This window comes from Pseudomonas sp. Tof1 (assembly GCF_055390395.1).
On the sequence record NZ_AP024344.1, the window covers coordinates 2,457,704 to 2,480,552 of the forward strand.

17 protein-coding genes and 3 pseudogenes are annotated in these 22,849 nt (G+C 64.9%); 12 read left to right on the forward strand and 8 right to left on the reverse strand.

What is annotated here, in order from left to right; genetic code table 11:
- Window positions 1-84 precede the first annotated feature (84 nt).
- Both ACZ5KU_RS11400 and ACZ5KU_RS11405 read left to right on the forward strand, forming a co-directional pair.
- The gene (locus ACZ5KU_RS11400; protein WP_054056893.1) at window positions 85-1,044 is read left to right on the forward strand and encodes a methyltransferase; all 960 of its coding nucleotides are present in this window, start codon (window positions 85-87) and stop codon (window positions 1,042-1,044) included.
- A gap of 15 nt (window positions 1,045-1,059) precedes the next feature.
- Window positions 1,060-2,211 (forward strand): carboxylate-amine ligase, encoded by a 1,152-nt coding sequence (locus ACZ5KU_RS11405; protein ID WP_464737167.1) that lies wholly within the window; start codon window positions 1,060-1,062, stop codon window positions 2,209-2,211.
- A 19-nt stretch (window positions 2,212-2,230) separates the two neighbouring features.
- Here ACZ5KU_RS11405 and ACZ5KU_RS11410 read toward each other — a convergent pair whose 3' ends face one another.
- Entirely contained in the window at window positions 2,231-2,497 is a 267-nt protein-coding gene (locus tag ACZ5KU_RS11410; protein WP_054056891.1) for a hypothetical protein, read from the reverse strand.
- Window positions 2,498-2,746: 249 nt separating this feature from the next.
- On the opposite strand from ACZ5KU_RS11410, the gene ACZ5KU_RS11415 reads away from it, so the two are divergent.
- On the forward strand, window positions 2,747-2,968 hold the full coding sequence (locus tag ACZ5KU_RS11415; RefSeq protein ID WP_054056890.1) for a PLD nuclease N-terminal domain-containing protein: 222 nt from the start codon (window positions 2,747-2,749) through the stop codon (window positions 2,966-2,968).
- Between the two features lie 52 nt (window positions 2,969-3,020).
- Here ACZ5KU_RS11415 and ACZ5KU_RS11420 read toward each other — a convergent pair whose 3' ends face one another.
- Window positions 3,021-3,311 carry a hypothetical protein gene (locus ACZ5KU_RS11420; RefSeq protein WP_054056889.1) on the reverse strand — a complete coding sequence of 97 codons (291 nt, stop codon included), beginning with the start codon at window positions 3,309-3,311 and terminating at the stop codon, window positions 3,021-3,023.
- 447 nt (window positions 3,312-3,758) lie between these two features.
- Here ACZ5KU_RS11420 and ACZ5KU_RS11425 point away from each other — a divergent pair, with 447 nt between their 5' ends.
- Window positions 3,759-4,124, forward strand: a complete 366-nt coding sequence (locus tag ACZ5KU_RS11425) for a DUF3742 family protein (protein ID WP_054056888.1) — start codon at window positions 3,759-3,761, stop codon at window positions 4,122-4,124.
- A 9-nt stretch (window positions 4,125-4,133) separates the two neighbouring features.
- Here the strand turns inward: ACZ5KU_RS11425 and ACZ5KU_RS11430 are convergent, their stop codons facing one another.
- From ACZ5KU_RS11430 to ACZ5KU_RS11440, 3 genes and pseudogenes are all read right to left on the reverse strand, one after another.
- The gene (locus ACZ5KU_RS11430) at window positions 4,134-5,660 is read right to left on the reverse strand and encodes a conjugal transfer protein TraG N-terminal domain-containing protein (RefSeq protein ID WP_419736456.1); all 1,527 of its coding nucleotides are present in this window, start codon (window positions 5,658-5,660) and stop codon (window positions 4,134-4,136) included.
- Complete coding sequence (locus ACZ5KU_RS11435) at window positions 5,657-6,043, reverse strand: hypothetical protein (protein WP_192842823.1); 387 nt, start codon at window positions 6,041-6,043, stop codon at window positions 5,657-5,659. Before ACZ5KU_RS11435 ends, ACZ5KU_RS11430 begins: the two co-directional genes overlap by 4 nt.
- Window positions 6,044-6,342: 299 nt before the next feature.
- Window positions 6,343-7,241: pseudogene (locus ACZ5KU_RS11440) on the reverse strand (homocysteine S-methyltransferase family protein).
- A 104-nt stretch (window positions 7,242-7,345) separates the two neighbouring features.
- On the opposite strand from ACZ5KU_RS11440, the gene ACZ5KU_RS11445 reads away from it, so the two are divergent.
- A complete protein-coding gene (locus ACZ5KU_RS11445; RefSeq protein ID WP_054062740.1) occupies window positions 7,346-8,167 on the forward strand; it encodes an ABC transporter substrate-binding protein in 822 nt (273 codons plus the stop codon).
- Window positions 8,164-8,985 carry an amino acid ABC transporter permease gene (locus tag ACZ5KU_RS11450; RefSeq protein ID WP_054060789.1) on the forward strand — a complete coding sequence of 274 codons (822 nt, stop codon included), beginning with the start codon at window positions 8,164-8,166 and terminating at the stop codon, window positions 8,983-8,985. The genes ACZ5KU_RS11445 and ACZ5KU_RS11450 overlap by 4 nt, the downstream gene beginning before the upstream one ends.
- 98 nt (window positions 8,986-9,083) lie before the next feature.
- On the opposite strand, the gene amaB is transcribed toward ACZ5KU_RS11450, so the two are convergent.
- Window positions 9,084-10,574: an L-piperidine-6-carboxylate dehydrogenase gene (gene amaB, locus ACZ5KU_RS11455; RefSeq protein ID WP_273825644.1), complete on the reverse strand. Its 1,491-nt coding sequence runs from the start codon at window positions 10,572-10,574 to the stop codon at window positions 9,084-9,086.
- A 309-nt stretch (window positions 10,575-10,883) separates the two neighbouring features.
- Here amaB and ACZ5KU_RS11460 point away from each other — a divergent pair.
- From ACZ5KU_RS11460 to ACZ5KU_RS11485, 6 genes and pseudogenes are all read left to right on the forward strand, one after another.
- A pseudogene (locus ACZ5KU_RS11460) lies at window positions 10,884-12,127 on the forward strand (2-aminoadipate transaminase).
- A 15-nt stretch (window positions 12,128-12,142) separates the two neighbouring features.
- Entirely contained in the window at window positions 12,143-13,525 is a 1,383-nt protein-coding gene (gene hglS / locus ACZ5KU_RS11465) for a 2-oxoadipate dioxygenase/decarboxylase HglS (protein WP_464737168.1), read from the forward strand.
- 104 nt (window positions 13,526-13,629) lie between these two features.
- Window positions 13,630-13,974, forward strand: coding sequence for a hypothetical protein (locus ACZ5KU_RS11470; protein WP_416772843.1), 345 nt, complete (start codon window positions 13,630-13,632; stop codon window positions 13,972-13,974).
- 89 nt (window positions 13,975-14,063) lie between these two features.
- Window positions 14,064-15,317 carry a TolC family protein gene (locus ACZ5KU_RS11475; protein ID WP_464737169.1) on the forward strand — a complete coding sequence of 418 codons (1,254 nt, stop codon included), beginning with the start codon at window positions 14,064-14,066 and terminating at the stop codon, window positions 15,315-15,317.
- The gene (locus tag ACZ5KU_RS11480; protein WP_081009833.1) at window positions 15,314-16,567 is read left to right on the forward strand and encodes an efflux RND transporter periplasmic adaptor subunit; all 1,254 of its coding nucleotides are present in this window, start codon (window positions 15,314-15,316) and stop codon (window positions 16,565-16,567) included. The genes ACZ5KU_RS11475 and ACZ5KU_RS11480 overlap by 4 nt, the downstream gene beginning before the upstream one ends.
- Window positions 16,564-19,709, forward strand: a pseudogene (locus ACZ5KU_RS11485) (efflux RND transporter permease subunit). Before ACZ5KU_RS11480 ends, ACZ5KU_RS11485 begins: the two are co-directional and overlap by 4 nt.
- A 159-nt stretch (window positions 19,710-19,868) precedes the next feature.
- On the opposite strand, the gene ACZ5KU_RS11490 reads toward ACZ5KU_RS11485, so the two are convergent.
- Both ACZ5KU_RS11490 and ACZ5KU_RS11495 read right to left on the reverse strand, forming a co-directional pair.
- Complete coding sequence (locus ACZ5KU_RS11490; RefSeq protein WP_054062734.1) at window positions 19,869-21,722, reverse strand: ABC transporter ATP-binding protein; 1,854 nt, start codon at window positions 21,720-21,722, stop codon at window positions 19,869-19,871.
- 197 nt (window positions 21,723-21,919) lie between these two features.
- Complete coding sequence (locus ACZ5KU_RS11495; protein ID WP_464737170.1) at window positions 21,920-22,816, reverse strand: DMT family transporter; 897 nt, start codon at window positions 22,814-22,816, stop codon at window positions 21,920-21,922.
- Between the last annotated feature and the right edge of the window lie 33 nt (window positions 22,817-22,849).

Below are 22,849 nucleotides of genomic sequence, written 5' to 3' on the forward strand. Positions count from 1 at the left end.
CATAGCCGGCCCGCCGGGCTCTTTGCCGCCCGCACCTTCCTCGAACTGCGTAAGCGCTTGCGCTGATTGCTCAGGAGAGCGGCCATGAATCCTTGCGACTACACGCTGTCGCGCCAGACCGACCAGGCGCTGGTGCAACTGGGGCGGCGTCTGCAGGCGGACGGCTACCGTTTCGTCACACCCACGCCATTGACGCACCAGCGGGTGCTGGCCCGATCACCGCTACCCTGTGCGGTGGATCTTCGCGATGTATTTGGCTGGTCCCGACCCTTCGAGCCCAGCCTGCTGGAGGCGGCGCAGCTTGCCCAACTGCAGCAGGCCGGGATCTTGCGGGAAGACGCCGGTCGCCTGCGCAGCACGATTCGATGGTCGAGCCTGGGAGACCTGCTGCTGGCCCATTCCGCGTTTCCGACCGAAGAGCCGGATGCCGTGTTTTTCGGGCCCGACAGTTATCGGTTTGCCGGTGTGATCACAGACTATTTGAACCAGCGTTTTGCACCGGTGCGGCGTGCCGTGGACATCGGCTGCGGCACCGGTGTCGGGGCCCTGCTGGTGGCGCGTGCCCGGCATGATGCGCAGGTGCTGGCCGTCGACATCAACCCGCGCGCCCTGCGCTTGAGTGCGGTGAATGCCGAGCTGGCCGGGGTGCGCAACCTCAGCGTTTACCACAGTGATTTGCTCGACAGCATCGAGGGGCGTTTCGATCTGATCGTGGCCAATCCCCCCTACATGAACGACAGCCGGCAACGAGCCTATCGTCATGGCGGCGGGGCACTGGGCGAGCACCTGTCGTTGCGCATCCTCCAGGCTTCCCTGCCACGGCTGGACGTCAACGGTGCGCTGGTCCTGTACACCGGCGTGGCGATAGTCCAGGGGCAGGATCCGTTTCTCGAGGCCGCCCGGACGCTTCTGGTCGATGGGCGCTATGGCTGGACCTATCGGGAACTGGACCCTGATGTGTTTGGCGAGGAGCTGGACAAACCCGGCTATGAGCAGGTGGAGCGGATCGCGGTGGTGGTGCTCACCGTCACCCGTCTGCCCTGAGCGATGAGGCCCGCCATGTCCTTCGATCACGGCCTGCCACAGCGTCTGGGGGTCGAAGAAGAGTATTTCATCACCGATCTGGACAGCCGGCAGATGGTCGCCGAGCCTTCGGCCCAGGTGCTGCGCGATTGTCGTGAGGCGCTGGGCGCGGGGTTCGCCGCCGAAATGTTCCAGGGCCAGATCGAAGTGGCGTCGCCCGTGTTCGAGCATCTCGCTCAGGCCAGCGAGTACCTGCGCCAGCGACGCTACGCACTCGACCAGGCGTTGGCGCCTCACGGCTTGGGCTTCCTCTGCGCGGGAACGCACCCAGTGGCCCAGTGGCACCTTCAACGTGCCACCGGGCAGGAGCATTTCCGGCAGTTGTTCGGCGATTACGCCCAGGTCGCGCAGCGCAGTGTGCTCAGCGGCCTGCATGTGCATGCTGAAGTGCCCCCCGGCATTGACCGCATCCGCGTCATGAACGAGGTGCTGCCCTGGCTGCCGTTGCTACTGGCGCTGAGCGCCTCGTCACCGTTCTGGCAAGGCCGCGACAGTGGCTACTTCAGCTACCGCCAGGTGGTGTGCGATGAGTGGCCGCGCATGGGCGTTCCCGAATACCTGAATGATGACCAGGCCTACGGCGACTATCTGGCCCTGCTGCGTCGCGCCGGGGCGCTACGTGCCGACACGCCGATCTGGTGGGGGATCCGGCCGTCGTTGCGCTATCCGACGCTTGAGCTGCGCCTGACCGATGCCTGTCCTCGCGTCGAGGATGTCCTGACCCTGGCCGGCCTGTTCAGCGTCATGGTGCGCCATGCCTGCCTGCACGCCGAGCCCGGTCAGCGCTACACCCTGGTCCATCACTGGTTGCTCAAGGAGAACCGTTTTCAGGCTCGCCGTTGGGGCGTGCACGGGCACTACCTGATGGACCCCGAACAGCCGGTGATGGATCTGCACCACTGGTTGGCGTCGGCCCGGCACACCTTCGGCGCCACGGCGCAGGCCCTGGGCCAGGAGCAGCTGTTCAACCAGGCCTTCAACCTGTTGCGGGACGGCACCAGCGCCGAACATCAATTGCGCTGCTTCCAGGCCCAACCCGCGCACCTGGATGATCAGGCACGTTGTCGTGCAGTGGTCGACCTGCTGCTGGCGCAGAGCCGCGACCCCACCCGCCAGCGTGCCGGGTAGTTCCGGGGATTGTTCGAGATCAGTGCCCTTGGCTGGGCGAGTGGGCGGTTTTGCGATCCCGTGCGTTTTTCCCGAAACCACGCACGTTCATTGCGCACAGACAGACCTGCAATACGATCAACGCATAGGCCTGGGCGTGCCATCCCCATATCGCCCACAGCACGTTACTGAGAGTGAAACAGACGAAGCCGATCATTCGGCGTCTGGGTTTAAGTGAGCCGATCAGCCAGGCGGCCAATACGGTGACCACCATGGCGGGCCATTGCAGCAGGTCCAGGTAAGCCATGACTTCCCCTTGATCAATCGGTTCGTTGAGCGGTGTTTGTTCACTGGCTGTGAGACGGGCACCTCCTTGAATCGACCACCCCGCGGGCTGAAGTTCTTAAATCCTTTTCCCCCGGACAATGCCCCGTGCCCGATCAACCGGGCGGCGATCCCGGGAAACCTGGCCTCGCCCCTGGTCCGAGGGCTGAGAGATTGACTGAACTGCCCGGATAGCGTCCGACCTAATGCTTTATCAACCAGGAGAACCATCATGCAAACCTATTACTTTTGGATCGGGGCTCTGGCCATCCTCTTGTTACTGGACCTGTGGGCCATCAACAGCGTCTGGAGAAGCCCCGAACCCTCTGGCAGCAAGGCCTTCTGGACGGCGGTGATTTTCCTGCTGCCCGTGGTCGGCCTGGTGGCCTGGGGAATAACCGGCCCACGTGGTGTGACCAAGGGGCCGTCCTCTCCCGAACACAGCAAGGGCTGAACGCCGGTGGCCTCGGTGCTTCCTGCTGCTGCGCCTGCTGGGCGGCTGCCTCTCAGGGTTGCCGCTCGAGGGTCAGCAGCAGGCGGCCATCGGGCTGCCGGTGTGCGGCGCGGACCGTCCCACTGTACAGCGTCTCGTTCCAACGGAAGGTGAGCGAATGAGCCGCTTCGAACTGTTCAGGCCAGGGCGGTGCGATCAAGAGTTGCAAGGTCGATGAGGGGCCGGTGGGTGAGAGTGAAAGCTGTGCCGTGCAGTGGAAATTGAAGGCGTTGACGCCGAACAGGGTGTCCTGAAGAAAATCTATTCTTATTTCCTGGGTATCGCTGTCGACCACACGATGCATGGGACTTCTCCGGGGTTCTTGAGCGCCGGGGGACGGATGACCTGCGCTTTATCAGGATGAATTCGCTGCCCGGATACAGGGCAGTAGGTCATTGGACGGATCATGCAGGGGATGATTCAACGTTTCTGCCACTGGAGAAACTGTCGGCTGGAAGATGCCCGCTGACCCACCGCGCCGGTGGTACTTACAGCGCCAGTGCTATCGGCTGACGGCATGCCCATTCAGGAGCTTGTCCATCCTCAACTGTGCCAGTTCGATCAGGTGCACCACGCCCATCGCCACCCCGCGCTGGGTTGGTTGAATCGGGTTTCCGGGACCCAGATGTCGAATCCGTCTTTATTTGGGAAAAAGCCTACAGGTGCTTGTACAGACCCTCTGCCAAGCTGATTTGAGCGTCGTGCCGAGAAGCAGTACGGCGCCGGAAATCTCAATCGCGAGGGTATAAGCATGGTTGCTAAAGCCAGGAAAAAGGGACTTTTCTATCGTCTGAAACGCGTATTTGACTGGCTCTCCCGCCGCTATCGCAGGTGGGAGGAGCCAGTGATCGGGTGGGCGATGAAGAAAGGAGTACCCGCCATGTTGGCGAGCTTGCTGGGTGGGTTGGTGCGATTGTTATTGATTGGCGGGTTTCTGGGTTTGGTATTTTGGATTCTGGTCGTTGTTGTTGGCGTTTTGACACTTAAGGAAATACTGCTTAATAGCTCAGAGATAGAGGATGAAGAAGAGCCGGTTTGGATGGATGGAGAAAGGCTTTTTCCGGATCCGTACTCCGTAGAGAATCGAATTGATCCTGCATTTCATCGTGATCTATGAGTTTAATAACTATTTAGAATTTCTCTTTATTGATTTCTGTGCAGTCCGCTGCAATATATCTTTGCCTTTTCCTCCATATTGTTGAGGGCTAATAGTTCCATCTACCAGACCTTTTAGGAAATGGCCTGTGTGTAGGCCGGCCCAGGCCAATGAGGTCATCCAGAATGAAGGCAGCGCAAGGAACATCGCCCCCATCACAATACCCAACAGAAAATCAGCCTGCTCATTGTTCAACCCCATCAACGGGTTCAGGTTCGAATGGGGCGAGCCGGACCCGTACAAGGCATCGAAGATGGTGCTGTCCATCCAGCGCGCCAGCTGGAACCAGAAGTCGACGAAGATCATCGCGAACTGCACCACCGACACGGTGATCACCGCCTTCAGGTCGTAGCTGCCGAGCACCAGCACCAGTGGAATGCAGATCACCAGCGCCATTTTCAGCAGGGCCATCACCATCGGCAGCGCCTGGCGCACGACGTCCATCGCCGGCAGGTTCGTCAGCGTGCCCATGGTCGTGCCCACCGCGCCGGTCACCCGGGCCGCAACGTCAGGAATCGAAGGGCCAATCCGGCCACCGTAGTCGGTATAGACCTTGCCCTGGGTCATTTGCTGATTTCTCGGTGAAACCACCTGCCGGATGAGCGCTTCGTCCACCTTGTCCTTGCTGGTAAACGTGGCCCACTTGGTGAAACGCTCCAGTAGCGAGCTGTCCACTTCGGCGAGCACCCGGCTTTTCAATCCCTCCTTTTCGTCACTCCACCACTGCTTGCACGTCGGGTAGCCGCCACCGCCGGGTACTTTCGCCAGGCCCGCGTCCCGCTCAGGATCGTAAGGCCATGCGTCGCGTGGAGTCTTGGAGTGATAGGTGTCGTAGAACCCCTTGTTCTCCAGGAAATACCGCGAGCCGATCCAGTTGATGTCGTTGGTCTGTTCCTCGGTCAGGTCAGGTTGCTTCATGAACAGCTTGGCGCGGGAGTAGCCGTAGCAGTCGTCGACGAAGTCGGCCACCTCCTGAGCCAGCAGTGGGTTTGTCAGGCGGGTGTTGTTCACCTCCATGCGCATCTGCCGCAGATCCGTCCCGCAGGGAATGGCCGCTACCGCGGCGCCGCTCACGGCCTTGGACGCCGAGTGCACGAAGAACCACCAGAACGGCACCTTCGCACTCTGGCCGTTCAGGGTGGTGAAGGACTTTGACCAGCCGGTGTTCTGGGGCAGGGGGGCTTGATGCTGACACTGTTCCGAACGACTCTGGTCGAACTCCAGGGTACTCAGGCTCACGGTCATGACGGGCACTCCGGCGAACAGGATCACCGCGGTCGCCAGCCACAAGCGGTGCTCGATGCTGGCGCTGGCCGCAAACGCCAGCTCGGCGCCACCGCCTTCCTCCCGGGCCTTGAACCACTCCTGCAGCAGGATGACCAGGAAGGGCAGCGCGAAGAAGCCCGAGTCCATCATCACGTTCCAGATCCCGTTGCTGACCAGCCAGCCCACCAGGGTCAGGTAGTACTCCAGGTAATCGTTGGCATAGAGCGTCATGCCAGGCCCTCCCACAGTGCCAGGGCCCGCACCAGCTCGATCAGCAGGATGCCGAGGGCGGCAATGACCTCGGCCCTTTTCAGGCTGTCGGGAACGCCCGGCTGAACCGGCAGGGCCCTGCGACGGAACCACACCCATCCCCACGCGGCGAGGCTGAAGAGGAGGAGGCGGGCGAGCAGGAAGTACCCGTAATGGTGGACCTGCCACGCTTGCCACTGAGCGAAGCGCATGAGCGAAAGCCCGCTGATGCTCACCAGGCTGCCCACGAGCAGGCTGAGCAGGGCGAGCACCAGGGGGATGAGAACAATCAGACCCAGGCGCCTGAGAGGCTTCATCGGGCCAGTGGGGACGAGCGCAGAGGGCGTGTGGCGAGGGTGGGACATGGCGGGGCTCCTGAAAGAGAAGCCTCGAATCCTCCCCAGTCCCCCTGGCAATCGCAGCCGGAAAACTGGATCAAGCCGCATGCCTTTGCTGCACAGGACCGTTTGACAGGTTTTCAGGCGACCACATATCGCCACGCGGCCGCCGGTATCAGAGACGCCTCTACGCCGTTTGCCCGGACGGACAGGGCAGGCAGACGCGCAACCGGTGACCATCGGGGTCGAGGGCCACGAACGTCAGTCCGAACGCGGCGTGATGCAGCGGCTGCTCGATCCCGGCGCGAGCCTGTTTCATCAGAGGCTCAAGCCAGGTTGCGCTTCAATTCGGCGATATGTTCCGGGCCGATGCCGCAGCAGCCACCGATCAGGCTGGCACCGCGTTGCCGCCAATCCCGGGCCCAGGCCAGGTAGCCGGGTGGGTCGAGGTCTTCGCGCAGTTCATCCAGGCCATCGTTGGCGGTGGCCTCTTTGGGTTGCGGCGGGAAAGCGTTGGCGTAGGCACCGATGGCGATATCGACGTTCAGCCCTTCGATCACCGAGCGCGCCACGTCCACGGCCGCACCAATGACTTCCGGCTGGCTGCAGTTGAACAGCACGGCGCTCACGCCCAGGCCGGCAACGACCTTGATGGCTTCGGCCACCGGCTCGCCGGAGCGCAGGCGTGGTGTATCGTCGATGTCTTCGTCCTGCAGGGTGAACGACACCCAGAACGATTTGCCATCGGCCGGCAGGTGGGCGTGGATCGCCCGGACCTCGGCAATCGAACTCTGGGTTTCGGCCAGCCAGAGGTCGACGTGCGGCGCCAGACCTTCGAGCAGCGGCGTGAGCACTTCGGCCACGCGCTCAGGCTGGAACAGGTCGGGCCGATAGGAACCGAACAGCGGTGGCAGGGAGCCCGCCACCTGCACCGGCTGCGCGCTGGCGTCGGCAGCGGTACGGGCCAGCTTGCCGGCGGTTTCGGCCAGTTGACGTCCTTCCCGGGCAAAGCGCTCCTCACCGATATGGAAGGGCACCACGGCGTAGCTGTTGCTGGTGATGACCTGGGCTCCGGCGGCAATGAACGAGGCATGCACGCCCACGACCGCCTCGGGGCCTCGCTGAGCGCCAGTGCGGACCACTCCGGCTGGCGGAACGGAGCACCGCTGCGTTGCAGTTCGCGCCCCATGCCACCGTCTAGAACCACCATCGATCGTTGTTTCATATAACCTTCCTGGATGTGCTTATGAAGAAAATTCACTATGTTCAGTGCGCTTATAGCTATTAAATAGCTGAAATTCGTTTTCAGCCAACTTTTCAGGTACTTATATGCGTTTTCCTTCCTTGCTGGGCGCAGGGCTGCTCGCCCTTGCCGCTGCTTCACAGGCTGTTGCCGGTGTCACGCTGGATCGGGTCGAGTCACGCAAGGAACTGGTCAATGTGCTGATGGAAAGCTATCCGCCGTTTTCCTTCCTGAACGAGCAGAACCAGCTCGATGGCTTCGACGTGGACGTGGCCAAGGCGGTCGCGCAGAAGCTGGGCGTCAAGCTGCGCCTGGAAACACCTTCCTGGGACGTGATCGCCGCCGGTCGCTGGAGCGGCCGCTATGACCTGTGCATCTGCTCGATGACGCCGAGCAAGGCGCGGGCCGAAGTCTTCGATTTCCCGGTCGAGTACTACGCCTCGCCGGCGGTGATCGTGGTCAACGCCCAGGATGACCGCATTCATTCGGCCAAGGACCTGGACGGTCGCAAGGTGGGCCTGACCAGCGCCTCCAGCTACGAGAGCTACCTGAACAAGAACCTGGTGATCGAAGGTGCCGAAGACCAGAAGATCGATTATCCCTTCGACTTCGTCCAGATCGCGCCCTACGACACCGACAACGTGGCCTTCCAGGACCTGGGACTGGGCGCCGGGGTCCGTCTGGATGCCATCCTGACCAACCTGGTGACCGCGCAACCGCGCCTGAACCAGGACAAGCGTTTCAAGCTGGCCGGTGCCCCGCTGTATGAGGAGCCCAACTCGGTCGCCATTGAGAAGGGCGACCCCGAGTGGGAGGCGAAGGTGCGTCAGGTGTTCGCCGAACTCAAGAGCGACGGCACCCTGGCTCGTCTGTCGCAGAAATGGATCGGCGCCGACATCAGTAAATGAGTGCCTTCGAACCTTCCCCGAAGCCCGTGGCCAAGGCCGCGGGCACGCGCCTGTTGGGTTTTCGCACGCGCCTGTACCTGACCTGGCTGGCGCTGTTCGTTCTGTTCGTGGCGTTCTTCCTGAGCTTTGACCTGAAATTCTCGATCATCCTGGAGAAGTTCCCGAACCTGGCCGGTTTCAAACTGGGGCCGAACGGCTTCCTGCAGGGTGCGGCGCTGACCCTGTTCCTGTGCCTGTGCTCGATGGTGGTCTCGGTGTTGTTCGGTTTCGCCGCCGCCCTGGCGCGGTTGTCGAACAGCGCGGTCCTGGTGGGGATTGCCAGCTTCTATACCTCGTTCTTCCGCGGTACGCCGCTGCTGATCCAGATCCTGTTGATCTACCTGGGGCTGCCGCAACTGGGCATGGTGCCAGGGGCAATCAGTGCCGGCATCATTGCCTTGTCGCTCAACTACGGGGCTTACCTGAGCGAGATCTTCCGCGCCGGCATCCTGGGCGTTGCCCGGGGGCAGCGGGAGGCGGCACTGGCGTTGGGCATGCGCTCGCGGCAGATCTTCCGGCACGTCATCCTGCCCCAGGCCATGCGGGTGATCATTCCACCCACCGCCAACCAGTTCATCTCCATGCTCAAGGACTCGTCGCTGATCTCGGTGATGGGGGTGTGGGAAGTGATGTTCCTGGCGCAGTCCTACGGCCGCTCCAGCTATCGCTACATGGAGATGCTGACCACCGCGGCGGTTATCTACTGGTTGCTGTCGATCCTGCTGGAGCTGGTGCAGTCGCGACTGGAACGGCACTTCGGCAAGGCTTATCGGCGGTAGGGTCGGCTGGCGTCCCGCGCGGCGGTGTCGAAATGACGCCGCATTTCGACAACCTGAAGAGAGCGGGGTCACCGACCGGCGATGACCCCGGATAGCGGTCAGTCGAACACGATGCCCTGGGCCAGCGGCAGCTCGCGGGAGTAGTTCACGGTGTTGGTCTGGCGCCGCATGTAGCCTTTCCAGGCATCGGAGCCGGATTCGCGGCCGCCGCCGGTCTCCTTCTCGCCGCCGAACGCACCGCCGATTTCCGCGCCGCTGGTGCCGATGTTGACGTTGGCGATGCCGCAGTCGCTGCCGGTTGCGCTCTGGAAGGCTTCGGCCTCGCGCACGTCGGTGGTGAAAATGCACGACGACAGGCCCTGGGGCACTTCGTTGTTCAGGCGCAGCGCCTCGTCGAAATCGTCATAGCCGATGACGTAGAGAATCGGCGCGAAGGTTTCGTGGCGTACCACGGCGGACTGGCCCGGCATTTCCACCAGCGCCGGGCTGACGTAGTAGGCGTTCGGGTACCGGTCGGCGAGCTGGCGTTCACCGCCGAACACCTGGCCGCCTTCGTCGCGCGCCTGGGTCAGGGCGTTCTGCATGGCGTTGAAGCTCTGCTGGTCGATCAGCGGGCCGATCAGGTTGCCTTCCCGCGGGTCGCCGATCCGCACCTTGCCGTAGGCGGATTTGACCCGGGCCACCACCTCGGCCTTGACCGAGTTGTGCACGAACAGGCGACGCAGGGTGGTGCAACGCTGGCCGGCGGTGCCGACGGCGCTGAACAGCACGGCGCGTACCGCCAGGTCCAGGTCGGCACTCGGGGCCAGGATCATGGCGTTGTTGCCGCCCAGTTCCAGGATGCTGCGGCCGAAGCGCGCGGCGACCCGTGGGCCCACTTCGCGGCCCATGCGGGTGCTGCCGGTGGCGCTGACCAGGGCGACGCGGGTGTCGTCCACCAGTACTTCGCCGGCCTGGCGGTCGCCGATGATCAGTTGCGCCAGGCCTTCAGGGGCCTCGCCGAAACGGGCCAGGGCCTTCTCCAGCAGCGCCTGGCTGGCCAGGGCGGTCAGCGGGGTCTTTTCCGACGGTTTCCAGATCACCGCGTTGCCGCAGACCAGCGCCAGGGCGGTGTTCCAGGCCCAGACCGCGACCGGGAAGTTGAAGGCGCTGATCACCCCGACCACGCCCAGCGGATGCCAGGTCTCGCGCATGTGGTGGCCAGGACGCTCGGAGGCGATGGTCAGGCCGTACAGCTGGCGCGACAGGCCCACCGCGAAGTCGCAGATATCGATCATTTCCTGCACTTCACCCAGGCCTTCCTGGGTGATCTTGCCGGCCTCGATGGACACCAGCTCGCCGAGGTCGGCCTTGTGCTCGCGCAGCACTTCGCCGAACACCCGCACCAGCTCGCCACGACGCGGCGCCGGCACCTGGCGCCAGGCCTGGAAGGCACGCTGGGCGGTGGCGATGCGCGACAGCACCTGTTCGCGATCCTCAAGCTTGACCGAGCCGATACGGCTGCCATCGATGGGGGTATGGACCGCGTAGGTGCCTTCGCTATAAGCGTGGGCGGGCACCCCCAGGCGTTGCAGCAGTTGACTGATCATGATTCGGACTCCTTTGGCGTGACGACAGGCACAATTGACAGGGGGCAGTATCGGCGCCGAGAGCCTGGTCGAACAAACGAGCAAAATTCCAAATATCATTCCTTCCTGGAATTCAATGGGCAGAGAGGGTGTGGGTTCAGAACGAGTTTTTCAGTTTTATCCGTCTATGGCAGGGATGTAGGGTGGGGTTCTTGGGGTGATAGCGCGACTTCATGACTGAAAGGAATGAACCCGCGACTATTTATCGTTTGTCTTGCCCGTACCTGCTCGCTTGAATGGAGGCACTTTCACCAGGAACGGCAGCGGGCCATGAATCAGGATTGCATCAGCCAATCGATCAACATCGTTCACCCTGTGGAGCTGACCCACGGACGCAACGCACTTGTCTGGGACAGCGCCGGCAAGCGCTACATCGATTTCATCGGCGGTATCGGCGTCCTCAACCTCGGGCACTGCAACGAGGCGGTGGTGGCGGCCATTCGCGAGCAGGCCGGGCGCATGACCCACGCCGCGTTCAATGCCGTACCCCACGACCAATATGGCGCCTACCTGCGGGCATTGGCCGCGTTCGTGCCGGTCAGCTATGCGCTGTCGGGCATGCTCACCAACAGCGGCGCGGAGGCGGCGGAAAACGCCCTGAAGATCGTTCGCGGTACTACCGGGCGCAGTGGCGTGGTGGCCTTCGATGGCGGCTTTCATGGCCGCACCCTGGCCACCTTGAATCTCAACGGCAAGGTGGCGCCGTACAAGCAGAAGGTCGGCAGCCTGCCGGGGCCGGTGTTTCACCTGCCGTACCCCAGTGCCGACAGCGGCGTCACCGCCGAGCAGGCGCTCAAGGCACTGGAGCGCCTGGTCAGCGTGGAAATTGCGGTCGAGGACATCGGCGCGATCTTCATCGAGGCGGTGCAGGGCGAGGGGGGCTTCCTGGCCCTGGATGCGGATTTCGCCAAGCCGTTGCGGGCCTTCTGCGACCGCCACGGCATCGTGCTGGTGATCGATGAGGTGCAGTCGGGCTTCGGCCGCACCGGCGAGCGTTTTGCCTTTACCCGGCTGGGCATCGAACCGGACCTGCTGCTGCTCGGCAAGAGCATGGCCGGCGGGGTGCCGCTGGGGCGGTGGTCGGCCGCCGTGAACTGCTCGACGCCCTGCCCAAAGGCGGGTTGGGCGGCACCTATTCCGGCAACCCGCTGGCCTGCGCCGCCGGCCTGGCGACGCTGGGGCAGATGAGCGATGACAACCTTTCGCGCTGGGGCGAAGGGCAGGGCACGCTGATCGCCCGGTATCACGCCGCCTGGAAAGAACGCTTTGCCTGCGTCGGCCGCCTGACCGGGGTCGGCGCGATGCGTGGCCTGGAACTGGTCAATGCCGATGGCAGCCCGGCGCCGCAGCATCTGGCCGCCGTGCTGGCCAGCGCCCGCGAAGCCGGCCTGCTGCTGATGCCGAGCGGCAAGGCGCGGCATATCATCCGGCTGCTGCCACCGTTGACCATCGAACCGGCCATTCTGGAAGATGGCCTGAACATCCTTGAACAATGCCTGGCGCAACTGGCCTGAGCGGAGACCTGCCTGATGAGCACCCTTGTTTCGCCTGATCGTATTCGTGCCGACTTTTCCCGGGCCATGAGCGCCATGTACCAGCAGGAGGTGCCGCTGTATGGCGACCTGATGCAACTGGTGGCCGACACCAACCGCCATACCCTGGCGGCGCAGCCGGCCGTGGCGCAGGCGCTGGCCCATACCGGCGAGCTGGAGCGGCTGGACCTGGAGCGCCACGGCGCGATCCGCGTCGGCACCGCCGCGGAGCTGGCGACCATGGGCCGGCTGTTCGCGGTCATGGGCATGCAGCCGGTGGGTTACTACGACCTGACCCCGGCCGGTGTACCGGTGCATTCCACGGCCTTTCGCGCGGTGGACGAAAGCGCCTTGCGCGCCAGCCCGTTCCGGGTATTCACCTCGCTGTTGCGCCTGGAACTGATCCAGGACACCGAGCTGCGGGCCTTCGCCGAGCGCACCCTGGCGGCGCGGCAGATCTTCACCCCACGGGTGCTGGAACTGATCGCCCAGGCCGAGCGCGACGGCGGCCTCGATGCCGCGGCGGCTGACGAGTTCGTCACCCAGGCACTGGAAACCTTCCGCTGGCACGGCCAGGCCACCGTCAGCCTGGCCGATTACCAGCGCCTGGACGGTGCCCATCGCCTGATCGCCGATGTGGTCGCGTTCAAGGGGCCGCACATCAACCACCTGACGCCGCGCACCCTGGACATCGACCAGGTGCAGGCCGACATGCCCGGCCGTGGTATCACGCCCAAGGCGGTGATCGAGGGGCCGCCACGTCGTCGCTGCCCGATCCTGCTGCGTCAGACCAGCTTCAAGGCCCTCAATGAGGCCATCGACTTCGTCGGCCCGCAGGGCCCGGAGCAGGGCAGTCACTCGGCGCGTTTCGGCGAGATCGAGCAGCGCGGCGTGGCGTTGACCCCGAAAGGCCGTGCACTGTACGACGCCTTGCTGGGGCAGGCCCGCGAGGCGCTGGGGGGATTCCCCTCGGAAGCCAATGCGCAGCGTTACAGTGAACTGCTGGCCGAGGCGTTCAAGGCCTTCCCGGATGACTACGAGACCTTGCGCCGCGAGCAACTGGCGTTCTTCCGCTACCGGGCGACGGACAAGGGCCTGGCGGCCGGTGGGGTGTCCCGGGACGTCGAGGCGCTACTGGCCAGTGGGGAGCTGGCCTATGAGCCTCTGGTCTACGAAGACTTCCTGCCGGTCAGTGCGGCGGGGATCTTCCAGTCCAACCTCGGTGACCATGCCCAGGCCCATTACGCGGAACTGGCCAACCGCGACGCCTTCCAGCGCGCACTGGGCCGGGAGACGCTGGATGAGTTGCAGCTTTACCAGCTCACCGAGCAGGCGTCGCTGCGCAGCGCACTGGCGGCCCTGACAGGTTCAGGGGCCTGAATGAGGCCGAGGGTGAACGCCAGGGGTTGGAACGTCGTTCCTGCGGGGCACGAGTGTGAAGGTTGTTAATGTCGAGCTAACGGAACTCACTTACACTCACCGGCATGATCGACCTGCTGCGACGGCTCACCCTCCTGATGCTTGTTCTCGCGCTTCCCTTCAACGGGATGGCGGGGATCGACTCATCCGTCGAACCCTGCCCGATGCAGGCCGCGGGGATGAACAGGATGGCGGGGATGCAGCACGACTGCTGTCAGGACCAGGGACAGTCCTCCCATCATGGCTCCAAGGCCTGCAAGGTCGGCCAGGAGTGCAGCACCGCGAGCGTGCTCCAGGTCAACCTGGCTGAGCCCGCCATGCCCTTTGCCGCGCCAGGCCTGGCTGACAGCTATGCGCGGAACCTGCTGACCCGGGCTGCGCCCGACCTGTGGCGACCGCCCCGCGCCTGATTCCTTCGTAAACCCAAGAGCATCGTTCCGCCCTCGCGGCCGGACGATGGCATGCGCGCATGCGCCGGTTTTTTCGAGGAATCCTCTTCATGACTTTCCCACGTCTTCATGCAGGGCTGACGCCGATGGCCGCCCTGGTGATCCTGCTGCCGACCCTGTCGGTGCAGGCGGCTTCACTTTCCCTGGACGATGCGCTGCAACTGGCCGAGCGCAACGCGCCTTCTCTCCAGGCGCGCCAGGAGCAGATGTCGGCGGCACGCCATGCGGTGCTGCCGGCCGGTGAACTGCCCGATCCACGTTTGAACCTGGGGGTACAGAACCTGCCGGTGGACGGTAGCGACCGCTGGAATGCCAATCGCGACTTCATGACCATGCAGGTGGTCGGCCTGGCGCAGGAGGTGCCCAACCGTGACAAGCGCAAGGCGCGGGTCGAGACGGCCCAGGCGGCTGTCGAGCGGGCCGATGCCGAGGCCGTGGTCGAGCGCCTGAAGGTGCGCGCAGCCACGGCGCAGGCCTGGATCGCGGCCTATACGGTGCAGCGCAAGTTGCAGCAATTCGACGAGTTTTACCGCGAAAACGCTTTGCTCGCCGCGGTCGTGCGCGCACGGCTGGCCGGCGGCGGAGGCGCGACGGCCGATGCGTTGGCGCCGCAACAGGAGGCGGCGCAACTGGATGAGCAGAAAGACCGGTTGTCGAGCCAGGCGAGCCAGGCGCGAGCGGCGCTCAAACGCTGGGTCGGGCAGGACAGCGACCCTCGGGCGCGGGCATTCCCCGAATGGGCCGTGGATGCACCGCACTACCTGCATGCCCTGCATGACCATCCGGAACTGGCGGCCTATGGGGCCATGACCCGCGAGGCGCAGGCCCAGGTGCATCAGGCGCAGGCCGAGAAGAAATCGGACTGGGGATGGCAGGTGGATTACCAGCGGCGTGGGCCGGACTTCAGCAACATGGTCAGTGTGCAGGTCAGCTTCCAGTTGCCGCTGTTCAGCGGATCACGCCAGGACCCGACGATTGCCGCGCGACAGGCGCAGGTGCGGCAGCTCGAAGACGAGCGCGAGGCGTTGCTGCGTGAGCACACCGCGCAACTGGAAGCGGACCTGGCCGAGTACCAGCGCCTGCAACGGGCGGTGACACGCAGTCGCCAGACACTGCTGCCGTTGGCCGAGGAGCGGGTGCACCTGGCCCTGGCCGACTACCGGGCGGGCAAGTTGGCCCTGGCAGAGGTGCTTGAGGCACGGCGCCAGCGGGTGCAGGCGTGGCTGCAGGATATCGATTGGCAGGGGCAACTGGCGGCGACGGCCGCGCGGCTGCACTTCGTCTATGGAGAGGTGCGGGCATGAAGCGGACCTCTATCGGATTGAGCGTGGTGTTTGCACTGGCCGCGGGTGTCGCGGCGGGCTATTGGCTGGCGCAGGAGGGCCGTGGCGGGCCTGCGCCGGTTGCCGACGAGCAGAAGGCGCTGTACTGGTACGACCCGATGTACCCGCAGCAGCATTTTTCGGCCCCCGGCAAGTCACCGTTCATGGACATGCAACTGGTGGCCAAGTACGCCGAGGCCGATGCCGGGCAGATGCAGCCGGCGGTGCAGATCACCCAGGGGGTGCAGCAGAACCTGGGGGTGCGCCTGGCAACGGCAACCCCCGGACGGCTGCAGCGTTCGCTGCTGGTCAGCGGCGTGCTGGCCTACGATGAGCGGGACTTCAGCGTGCTGCAGGCCCGCACCGCGGGCTTCGTCGAACGTACCTATGGCCGGGCCACGGGCGACAGGGTGGTCAAGGGGGCGCCGTTGGCGGATGTCCTGGCACCGGAGTGGGTCGGGTTGCAGGAGGAGTTTCTGGCCCTGCGTCGCTTGGGGGATGCGGGGTTGCAGGCGGCGGCGCGCCAGCGTCTGTTGCTGGCGGGGATGCCCGCCGAGCTGATCGGGCGGGTTGCGCGCAGCGGCCAGGTGCAGAACCGGGTGACGCTGGTGGCGCCCGGCACGGGGGTGATCCAGGCGCTGGAGTTGCGTCCGGGCATGGCGCTGATGCCGGGGGCGACCCTGGCGCGGATCAATGGCGTGCTCAATGTCTGGCTTGAGGCCGCGGTGCCGGAAGGCCAGGCCGGCGGCCTGCGCGAAGGGCAGGCGATAGAGGCACGCCTGCCGGCGTATCCCGGCGAGGTGATCCCGGGCAGGCTGACCGCCATGCTCGCCGACGCCGACCTGCAGAGCCGCACCTTGCGCCTGCGTATCGAACTGCCCAATCGCGAGGGGCGGCTGCGCCCGGGCATGACCGCGCAAGTCACCCTGCATCCGGACGAACAGGCCGATGACAGCCTGCTGTTGCCGGCCGAAGCGGTGATCCGCAGCGGCAAGCGCGACATGGTGATGCTGGCCGAGGACCAGGGACGTTTCCGTCCGGTACAGGTGCGGCTGGGGCTGGAGAGCAACGGCCAGGTCGCGGTGCTGCAAGGGCTGCAGGCGGGGCAGAAGGTGGTGGCCTCGGGACAGTTCCTGATCGATTCCGAAGCCAGCCTCAAGGGTATCGAGGCCACGACGGCACCGGACATTCCGTCAGCCTCGGCAGCGCCTGCCAGGGAGAGCCGACCATGATCGAGAAACTGATTCGCTGGTCGGTGGGCAACCGCATCCTGGTGCTGCTCATCACGCTGTTTCTGCTGGCGTGGGGGCTGTTTTCACTGCGCAGCCTGCCGATCGATGCGTTGCCGGACCTGTCGGACGCGCAAGTGATCATCCGCACCTCCTATCCGGGGCAGGCGCCGCAGATCGTCGAAAACCAGGTCACCTATCCGCTGACCACGACCATGCTTTCGGTGCCGGGCGCCAGGACCGTGCGCGGCTATTCGGCGTACGGCGACAGCTTTGTCTATGTGCTGTTCGAGGACGGGACCGACCTGTACTGGGCGCGTTCGCGGGTACTGGAGTACCTGAGCCAGGTGCAGTCGCGCCTGCCAGCCTCGGCCAGGCCCGTGCTCGGCCCGGATGCCACCGGGGTGGGCTGGATCTACCAGTACGCCCTGGTCGATCGCAGCGGCGGGCATGACCTGTCGCAGTTGCGCAGCCTGCAGGACTGGTTCCTGCGCTTCGAGCTCAAGACCCTGCCGGATGTCGCCGAGGTGGCGAGCATCGGTGGCATGGTCAGGCAGTACCAGGTGGTGCTCGATCCGTTGCGCATGGCCAGCCTCGGCATCACCCAGGAAGAAGTGGCGCAGGCCATCGGCAAGGCCAACCAGGAAACCGGGGGCGGCGTACTCGAACAGGGTGAGGCCGAGTTCATGGTGCGGGCCTCGGGCTACCTGAAGACGCTGGACGATTTCCGTGCCATCCCCTGCGCCTGAGCGCCCAGGGGGCGCCGGTGACGCTGGGCGATGTGGCCAGGGTGCAACGGGGGCCGGAGGCGCGCCGCGGCATTGGCGAGCTGGATGGCCAGGGGGAGGCCGTGGGGGGCGTGGTGATCCTGCGCAGTGGCAAGAATGCGCGGGAGGCGATTGCCCGCGTCAAGGACAAGCTCCAGGCGCTGAAGAAGAGCCTGCCCGCCGGCGTCGAACTGGTCACCACCTATGATCGCAGCCAGTTGATCGACCGCGCCGTCGACAACCTCGGCCACAAGCTGATCGAGGAGTTCATCGTGGTCGCCCTGGTGTGCGCGGCATTCCTCTGGCATCTGCGCTCGTCGCTGGTGGCGATCATCTCGCTGCCGGTGGGGGTGCTGGTCGCGCTGATCGTCATGCGTCACCAGGGCATCAACGCCAACATCATGTCGCTGGGCGGGATTGCCATCGCCATCGGCGCGATGGTCGATGCCGCCGTGGTGATGATCGAGAATGCGCACAAGCGGGTAGAGGCCTGGCACAGGCTCAATCCGGGGCGCTTGCTGCACGGCGAACAGCACTGGCAGGTCATGACCGAGGCGGCCATCGAGGTGGGGCCGGCGCTGTTCTTCAGCCTGATGATCATCACCCTGTCGTTCGTCCCGGTGTTCACCCTGCAGGCCCAGGAGGGACGCTTGTTCGCACCGCTGGCCTTCACCAAGACCTACGCCATGGCCGCCGCCGCCGGCCTGGCCGTGACCCTGGTGCCGGTGCTGATGGGCTACTGGATTCGCGGGCCGCTGCCGGCGGAGCAGCATAACCCGCTCAATCGGGGGCTGATCCGCCTGTACCGCCCGGCCCTGGCGGTTGTACTGCGGCGCCCGCTGATGACACTGCTGGGCGCCCTGTTGATCCTGCTCAGCAGCCTGTGGCCATTGACCCACCTGGGCGGGGAATTCCTGCCGCCGCTGGATGAGGGGGACCTGCTGTACATGCCCTCGGCCCTGCCAGGGCTGTCGGCGCAACAGGCTTCGCAGTTGCTGCAGCGCACCGACCGGCTGATTCGCACGGTGCCCGAGGTGGCCAGCGTGTTCGGCAAGGCGGGGCGCGCGGAGTCGGCCACCGATCCGGCACCGCTGGAAATGTTCGAGACCATCGTGCGGCTCAAGCCGAAGGCTCAGTGGCGCCCGGGCATGACCAGCGAGAAACTGGTCGAGGAGCTCGACCGTACCGTGCACGTGCCAGGCCTGACCAATATCTGGATCCCGCCGATCCGCAATCGGATCGACATGCTCGCCACCGGGGTCAAGAGCCCGATCGGGGTCAAGGTGGCCGGTAACGACCTGGCCCGGATCGACCACGTGACCCAGGCCATCGAGCGGGTCGCCAGGGGCGTGCCCGGCGTGACCTCGGCCCTGGCCGAGCGTTTGACCGGCGGACGCTACATCGACCTCGATATCGACCGCCAGGCTGCGGCGCGTTACGGCCTGAACATTGCCGACGTGCAGGCCATCGTCGCCGGAGCCATCGGTGGCGACAACATCGGCGAGACCGTCGAGGGCCTGGCGCGCTACCCGATCAGCCTGCGTTACCCGCGTGAATGGCGCGACTCTGTCGAAACCCTGCGGCAACTGCCGATCTACACCGCGCAGGGTAGCCAGATCACCCTCGGCAGCGTGGCGCGTGTGGGCATTGCCGACGGGCCGCCGATGCTCAAAAGCGAGAACGCCCGTCCCTCCGGCTGGGTGTACATCGACGTACGCGGTCGTGACCTCTCATCGGTGGTGGCCGACCTGCGCCAGGCGGTGGAACGCGAGGTCAGGCTCGAGCCCGGCATGAGCCTGAGCTACTCCGGTCAGTTCGAGTACCTGGAGCGGGCCAACGCACGTCTGGCCTGGGTGGTACCGGCGACCCTGGCGATCATCTTCGTGCTGCTCTACCTGACCTTCGGCCGTCTTGGCGAAGCGCTGCTGATCATGGGCACCTTGCCTTTTGCCCTGACCGGTGGCGTGTGGCTGCTGTACCTGATGGGCTTCAACCTGTCGGTGGCCACCGGTGTCGGCTTCATCGCCCTGGCCGGGGTGGCGGCGGAGTTCGGGGTGATCATGCTGATCTACCTGAACAATGCCTGGGCCGAGCGACAGGCCAACGGCGAGTGCACGCAGTCGGCGCTGCTGGCGTCGATCGGCGAAGGCGCGGTGCAACGTATCCGGCCCAAGGCGATGACCGTGGCGGTGATCGTCGCCGGGCTCTTGCCGATCCTCTGGAGCAGCGGTACCGGCAGTGAAGTCATGAGCCGTATTGCGGTGCCGATGGTCGGCGGCATGCTGACCGCACCCCTGCTTTCCCTGTTCGTGATTCCCGCGGTGTACTGGCTGATCCGGCGCCGCGGCCTGGCCGCCGTTGCACGGCCCGCTGGCTGACAGGCCAGGTGCAACGACGCCCGGCACTGTTCGAATTGCGCGAACAGCCAATCGGCAAAGGCGTCCCGCCGTGTGGCCGAACGCGGATGCGCTACCCATGCGTTGAGATGAAAAGGCTCTCCGGGGCCTTTTCACCTCAACCGCCGCGCAGGGCTCTCGCTACTCCACTGCTTCCACCACGCCCAGGTCCTCGCCCAGGAATCCACCACTCTGGTGCTGCCAGAGCCGGGCGTAGGTGCCGTTCTTCTCCAGCAGTTCGCTGTGGGTGCCCTGTTCGATGATGCGCCCGTCATCCATGACGATGAGCCGGTCCATGGCCGCGATGGTGGACAGCCGGTGGGCGATGGCGATGACGGTCTTGCCCTCCATCATTTCGTCGAGACTTTCCTGGATGGCGACTTCCACCTCCGAATCCAGCGCGCTGGTGGCCTCGTCGAGCAGCAGGATCGGCGCGTTCTTGAGCATCACCCGGGCAATGGCGATGCGCTGGCGCTGCCCGCCCGACAGCTTGATGCCGCGCTCACCGACCAGGGTGTCGTAGCCGGTATGGCCCTGCCGGTCACTCAGTTGGCTGATGAACCCGTCGGCCTGGGCGTTCGCCGCGGCGGCCCGAATCTGCGCTTCGCTCGCGTCGGGGCGGCCGTAGGCGATGTTGTCGCGGATGGAGCGGTGCAGCAGGGACGTGTCCTGGGTGACCATGCCGATGGCGCTGCGCAGGCTGTCCTGGGTGACCTGGGCGATATTCTGCCCATCGATGCGGATTTCGCCGCGGTCCACGTCGTAGAAGCGCAGCAGCAGATTGATCAGCGTGGACTTGCCGGCGCCGGAACGCCCCACCAGGCCGATCTTTTCGCCCGCGCGGATCTGCAGGCTCAGGCCATCGAGCACCTGGCGCTCACCGTTGTAGTTGAAGCTCACGTTATCGAAACTGACCGCGCCGCCCGAGGTCACCAGTTCGCCGGCGTTCGGCGCATCCTGCACCTTGGGGCCGCGGGTCAGGGTGGCCATGCCATCCTGCACGGTGCCGATGTTTTCGAACAGCGAAGTCATCTGCCACATGATCCAGTGCGACATGCCGTTGATCCGCAAGGCCATGGCGGTGATCGCCGCGACCGCACCGGTACCGATCCCGCCCTGGTGCCACAGCCACAGGGCATAACCGCCGGCCCCCAGGATCAGGCCGACCACCAGCGCCTGGTTGACGATCTCGAACTGGCTGACCAGGCGCATCTGGCGAAAGCCGGTGTCCTTGAAGTCTTCCATCGCCGCACGGGCGAACTGTGCCTCGCGCCGGGAGTGCGAGAACAGCTTCACGGTGGTGATATTGGTGTAGGCGTCCGAGACCCGCCCGGTCATGGACGAGCGCGCATGGGCCTGCTCCTGGCCGACTTGTCCCAGGCGCGGCACGAAGTACAGCATGGCCAGCCCGAACAGGGCGACCCAGGCCACGAACGGCAGCATCAGCTTCAGGGCGAAGCCGCCGGCCAGCGCGATGATCGCAATGAAGTACACGCCGATACCGGGGAGGATCTCGATGACGGTGAACAGCACTTCGCGTACCGCCAGCGCCGTCTGCATCACCTTGGTGGTGACCCGGCCGGAGAACTCGTCGGAAAAGAACGAGAGGCTTTGCCGCAGCATCAGGCGGTGGAAGTCCCAGCGCAGCCGCAGCGGCAGATTGATCGCCAGGACCTGGTGCTGGACCATGGTGCGCAGTGCCACCAGGCCGATGCTGGTCAGCAGCACGATGCCGATGCCCCACAGCACGCGCCTTTCCTCGCCGCTGGCGGCGCCGCCGGCCTTCCAGCTGGAAAGCAGGTCGACCACCTGCCCGAGGAAGGAAAACAGCCAGGCTTCGTAGATCGATACCCCGGCGCTGAGCAGTGCCAGTGCGAGGATGTAGCCGCGGGCGCCGCGGGTGCAGGCCCAGAGGAACCGCAGCAGGCCCATGGGCGGCGGTGGCACCTCGTCGGGCGGGAAGGGGTCGAGCCATCGTTCAAACGTACGAAGCACAGTGATCTCCGGGTGGTGACGTTGCAGAGAGTCTATCAAGAGAGTCGGATCTCGACCGGAAAGACCCTCATCGACCCGCTTCAGGACGTTCTCAGAGAGGGCTTTTCTTATTGTTTTATAAGGTTTTTCCATGACGGTCTCCGGCGCCGTCGATCACGCCGGCAACGCGCTTCGATTTTCAGAAGCTCTCCCAGCCTCTACCGAGAAAACCTGCGAGCCCCCGCCACACAGAAAATCACCGCCACCGTCACCCCCACCATCCCCACGCTCACCCGCTCATGCAACAAGGTTGCCGCCAACGCCAAGCCGAAGAAGGGCTGCAGCAACTGCAACTGTCCCACCGCGGCAATCCCTCCCTGAGCCAGCCCCCGGTACCAGAACACGAACCCGATCAGCATACTGAACAGCGACACATACCCCAGGCTGGCCCAGGCCGCCGGCGTAATGCCCGAAAAGCTCGGCGGCGCGCAAACCCCGCTCAATACCAGCATCACCGGCAACGACAGCACCAGCGCCCAGCAGATCACCTGCCAACCGCCGAGGGTGCGCGACAGCCTGGCCCCTTCGGCATAACCCAGGCCACAGACGAGAATCGCCGCCAGCATCAGCAGATCCCCCACGGGCGACGCGCTGAGTCCCTGGGCCAGCGCATAACCGACCACCAGCAGACTGCCCAGTACCGAAAAGCACCAGAACGCCGGCCGTGGCCGCTCACCGCCGCGCAGCACGCCAAAGATCGCCGTGGCCAGCGGCAGCAAACCGACGAAGACGATGGAGTGCGCCGAGGTCACGTGCTGCAGGGCCAGTGCCGTCAGCAAGGGAAAACCGACAACGACCCCCAGGGCCACGACCAGCAACGACAGCCACTGGCCCCGGGCCGGTCGCCGTTCCCTGAAGATCCAGAGCAGGGCGAGCGCCAGCAAGCCGGCGATGCTGGCGCGGGCCACCGTGAGAAACACCGGGTCGAACTCCAGCACCGCCAGCCGTGTGGTGGGCAGCGAGCCACTGAAAATCACCACGCCGATCAGGCCGTTGAGCCATCCTTGCGTGCGCTGGCGGGTGGTCGATTGTTGCAGGTTCGATAGCTGTTCCATTCGGCAGCAGGCTCCTCGGCTCACGTGGGGGTT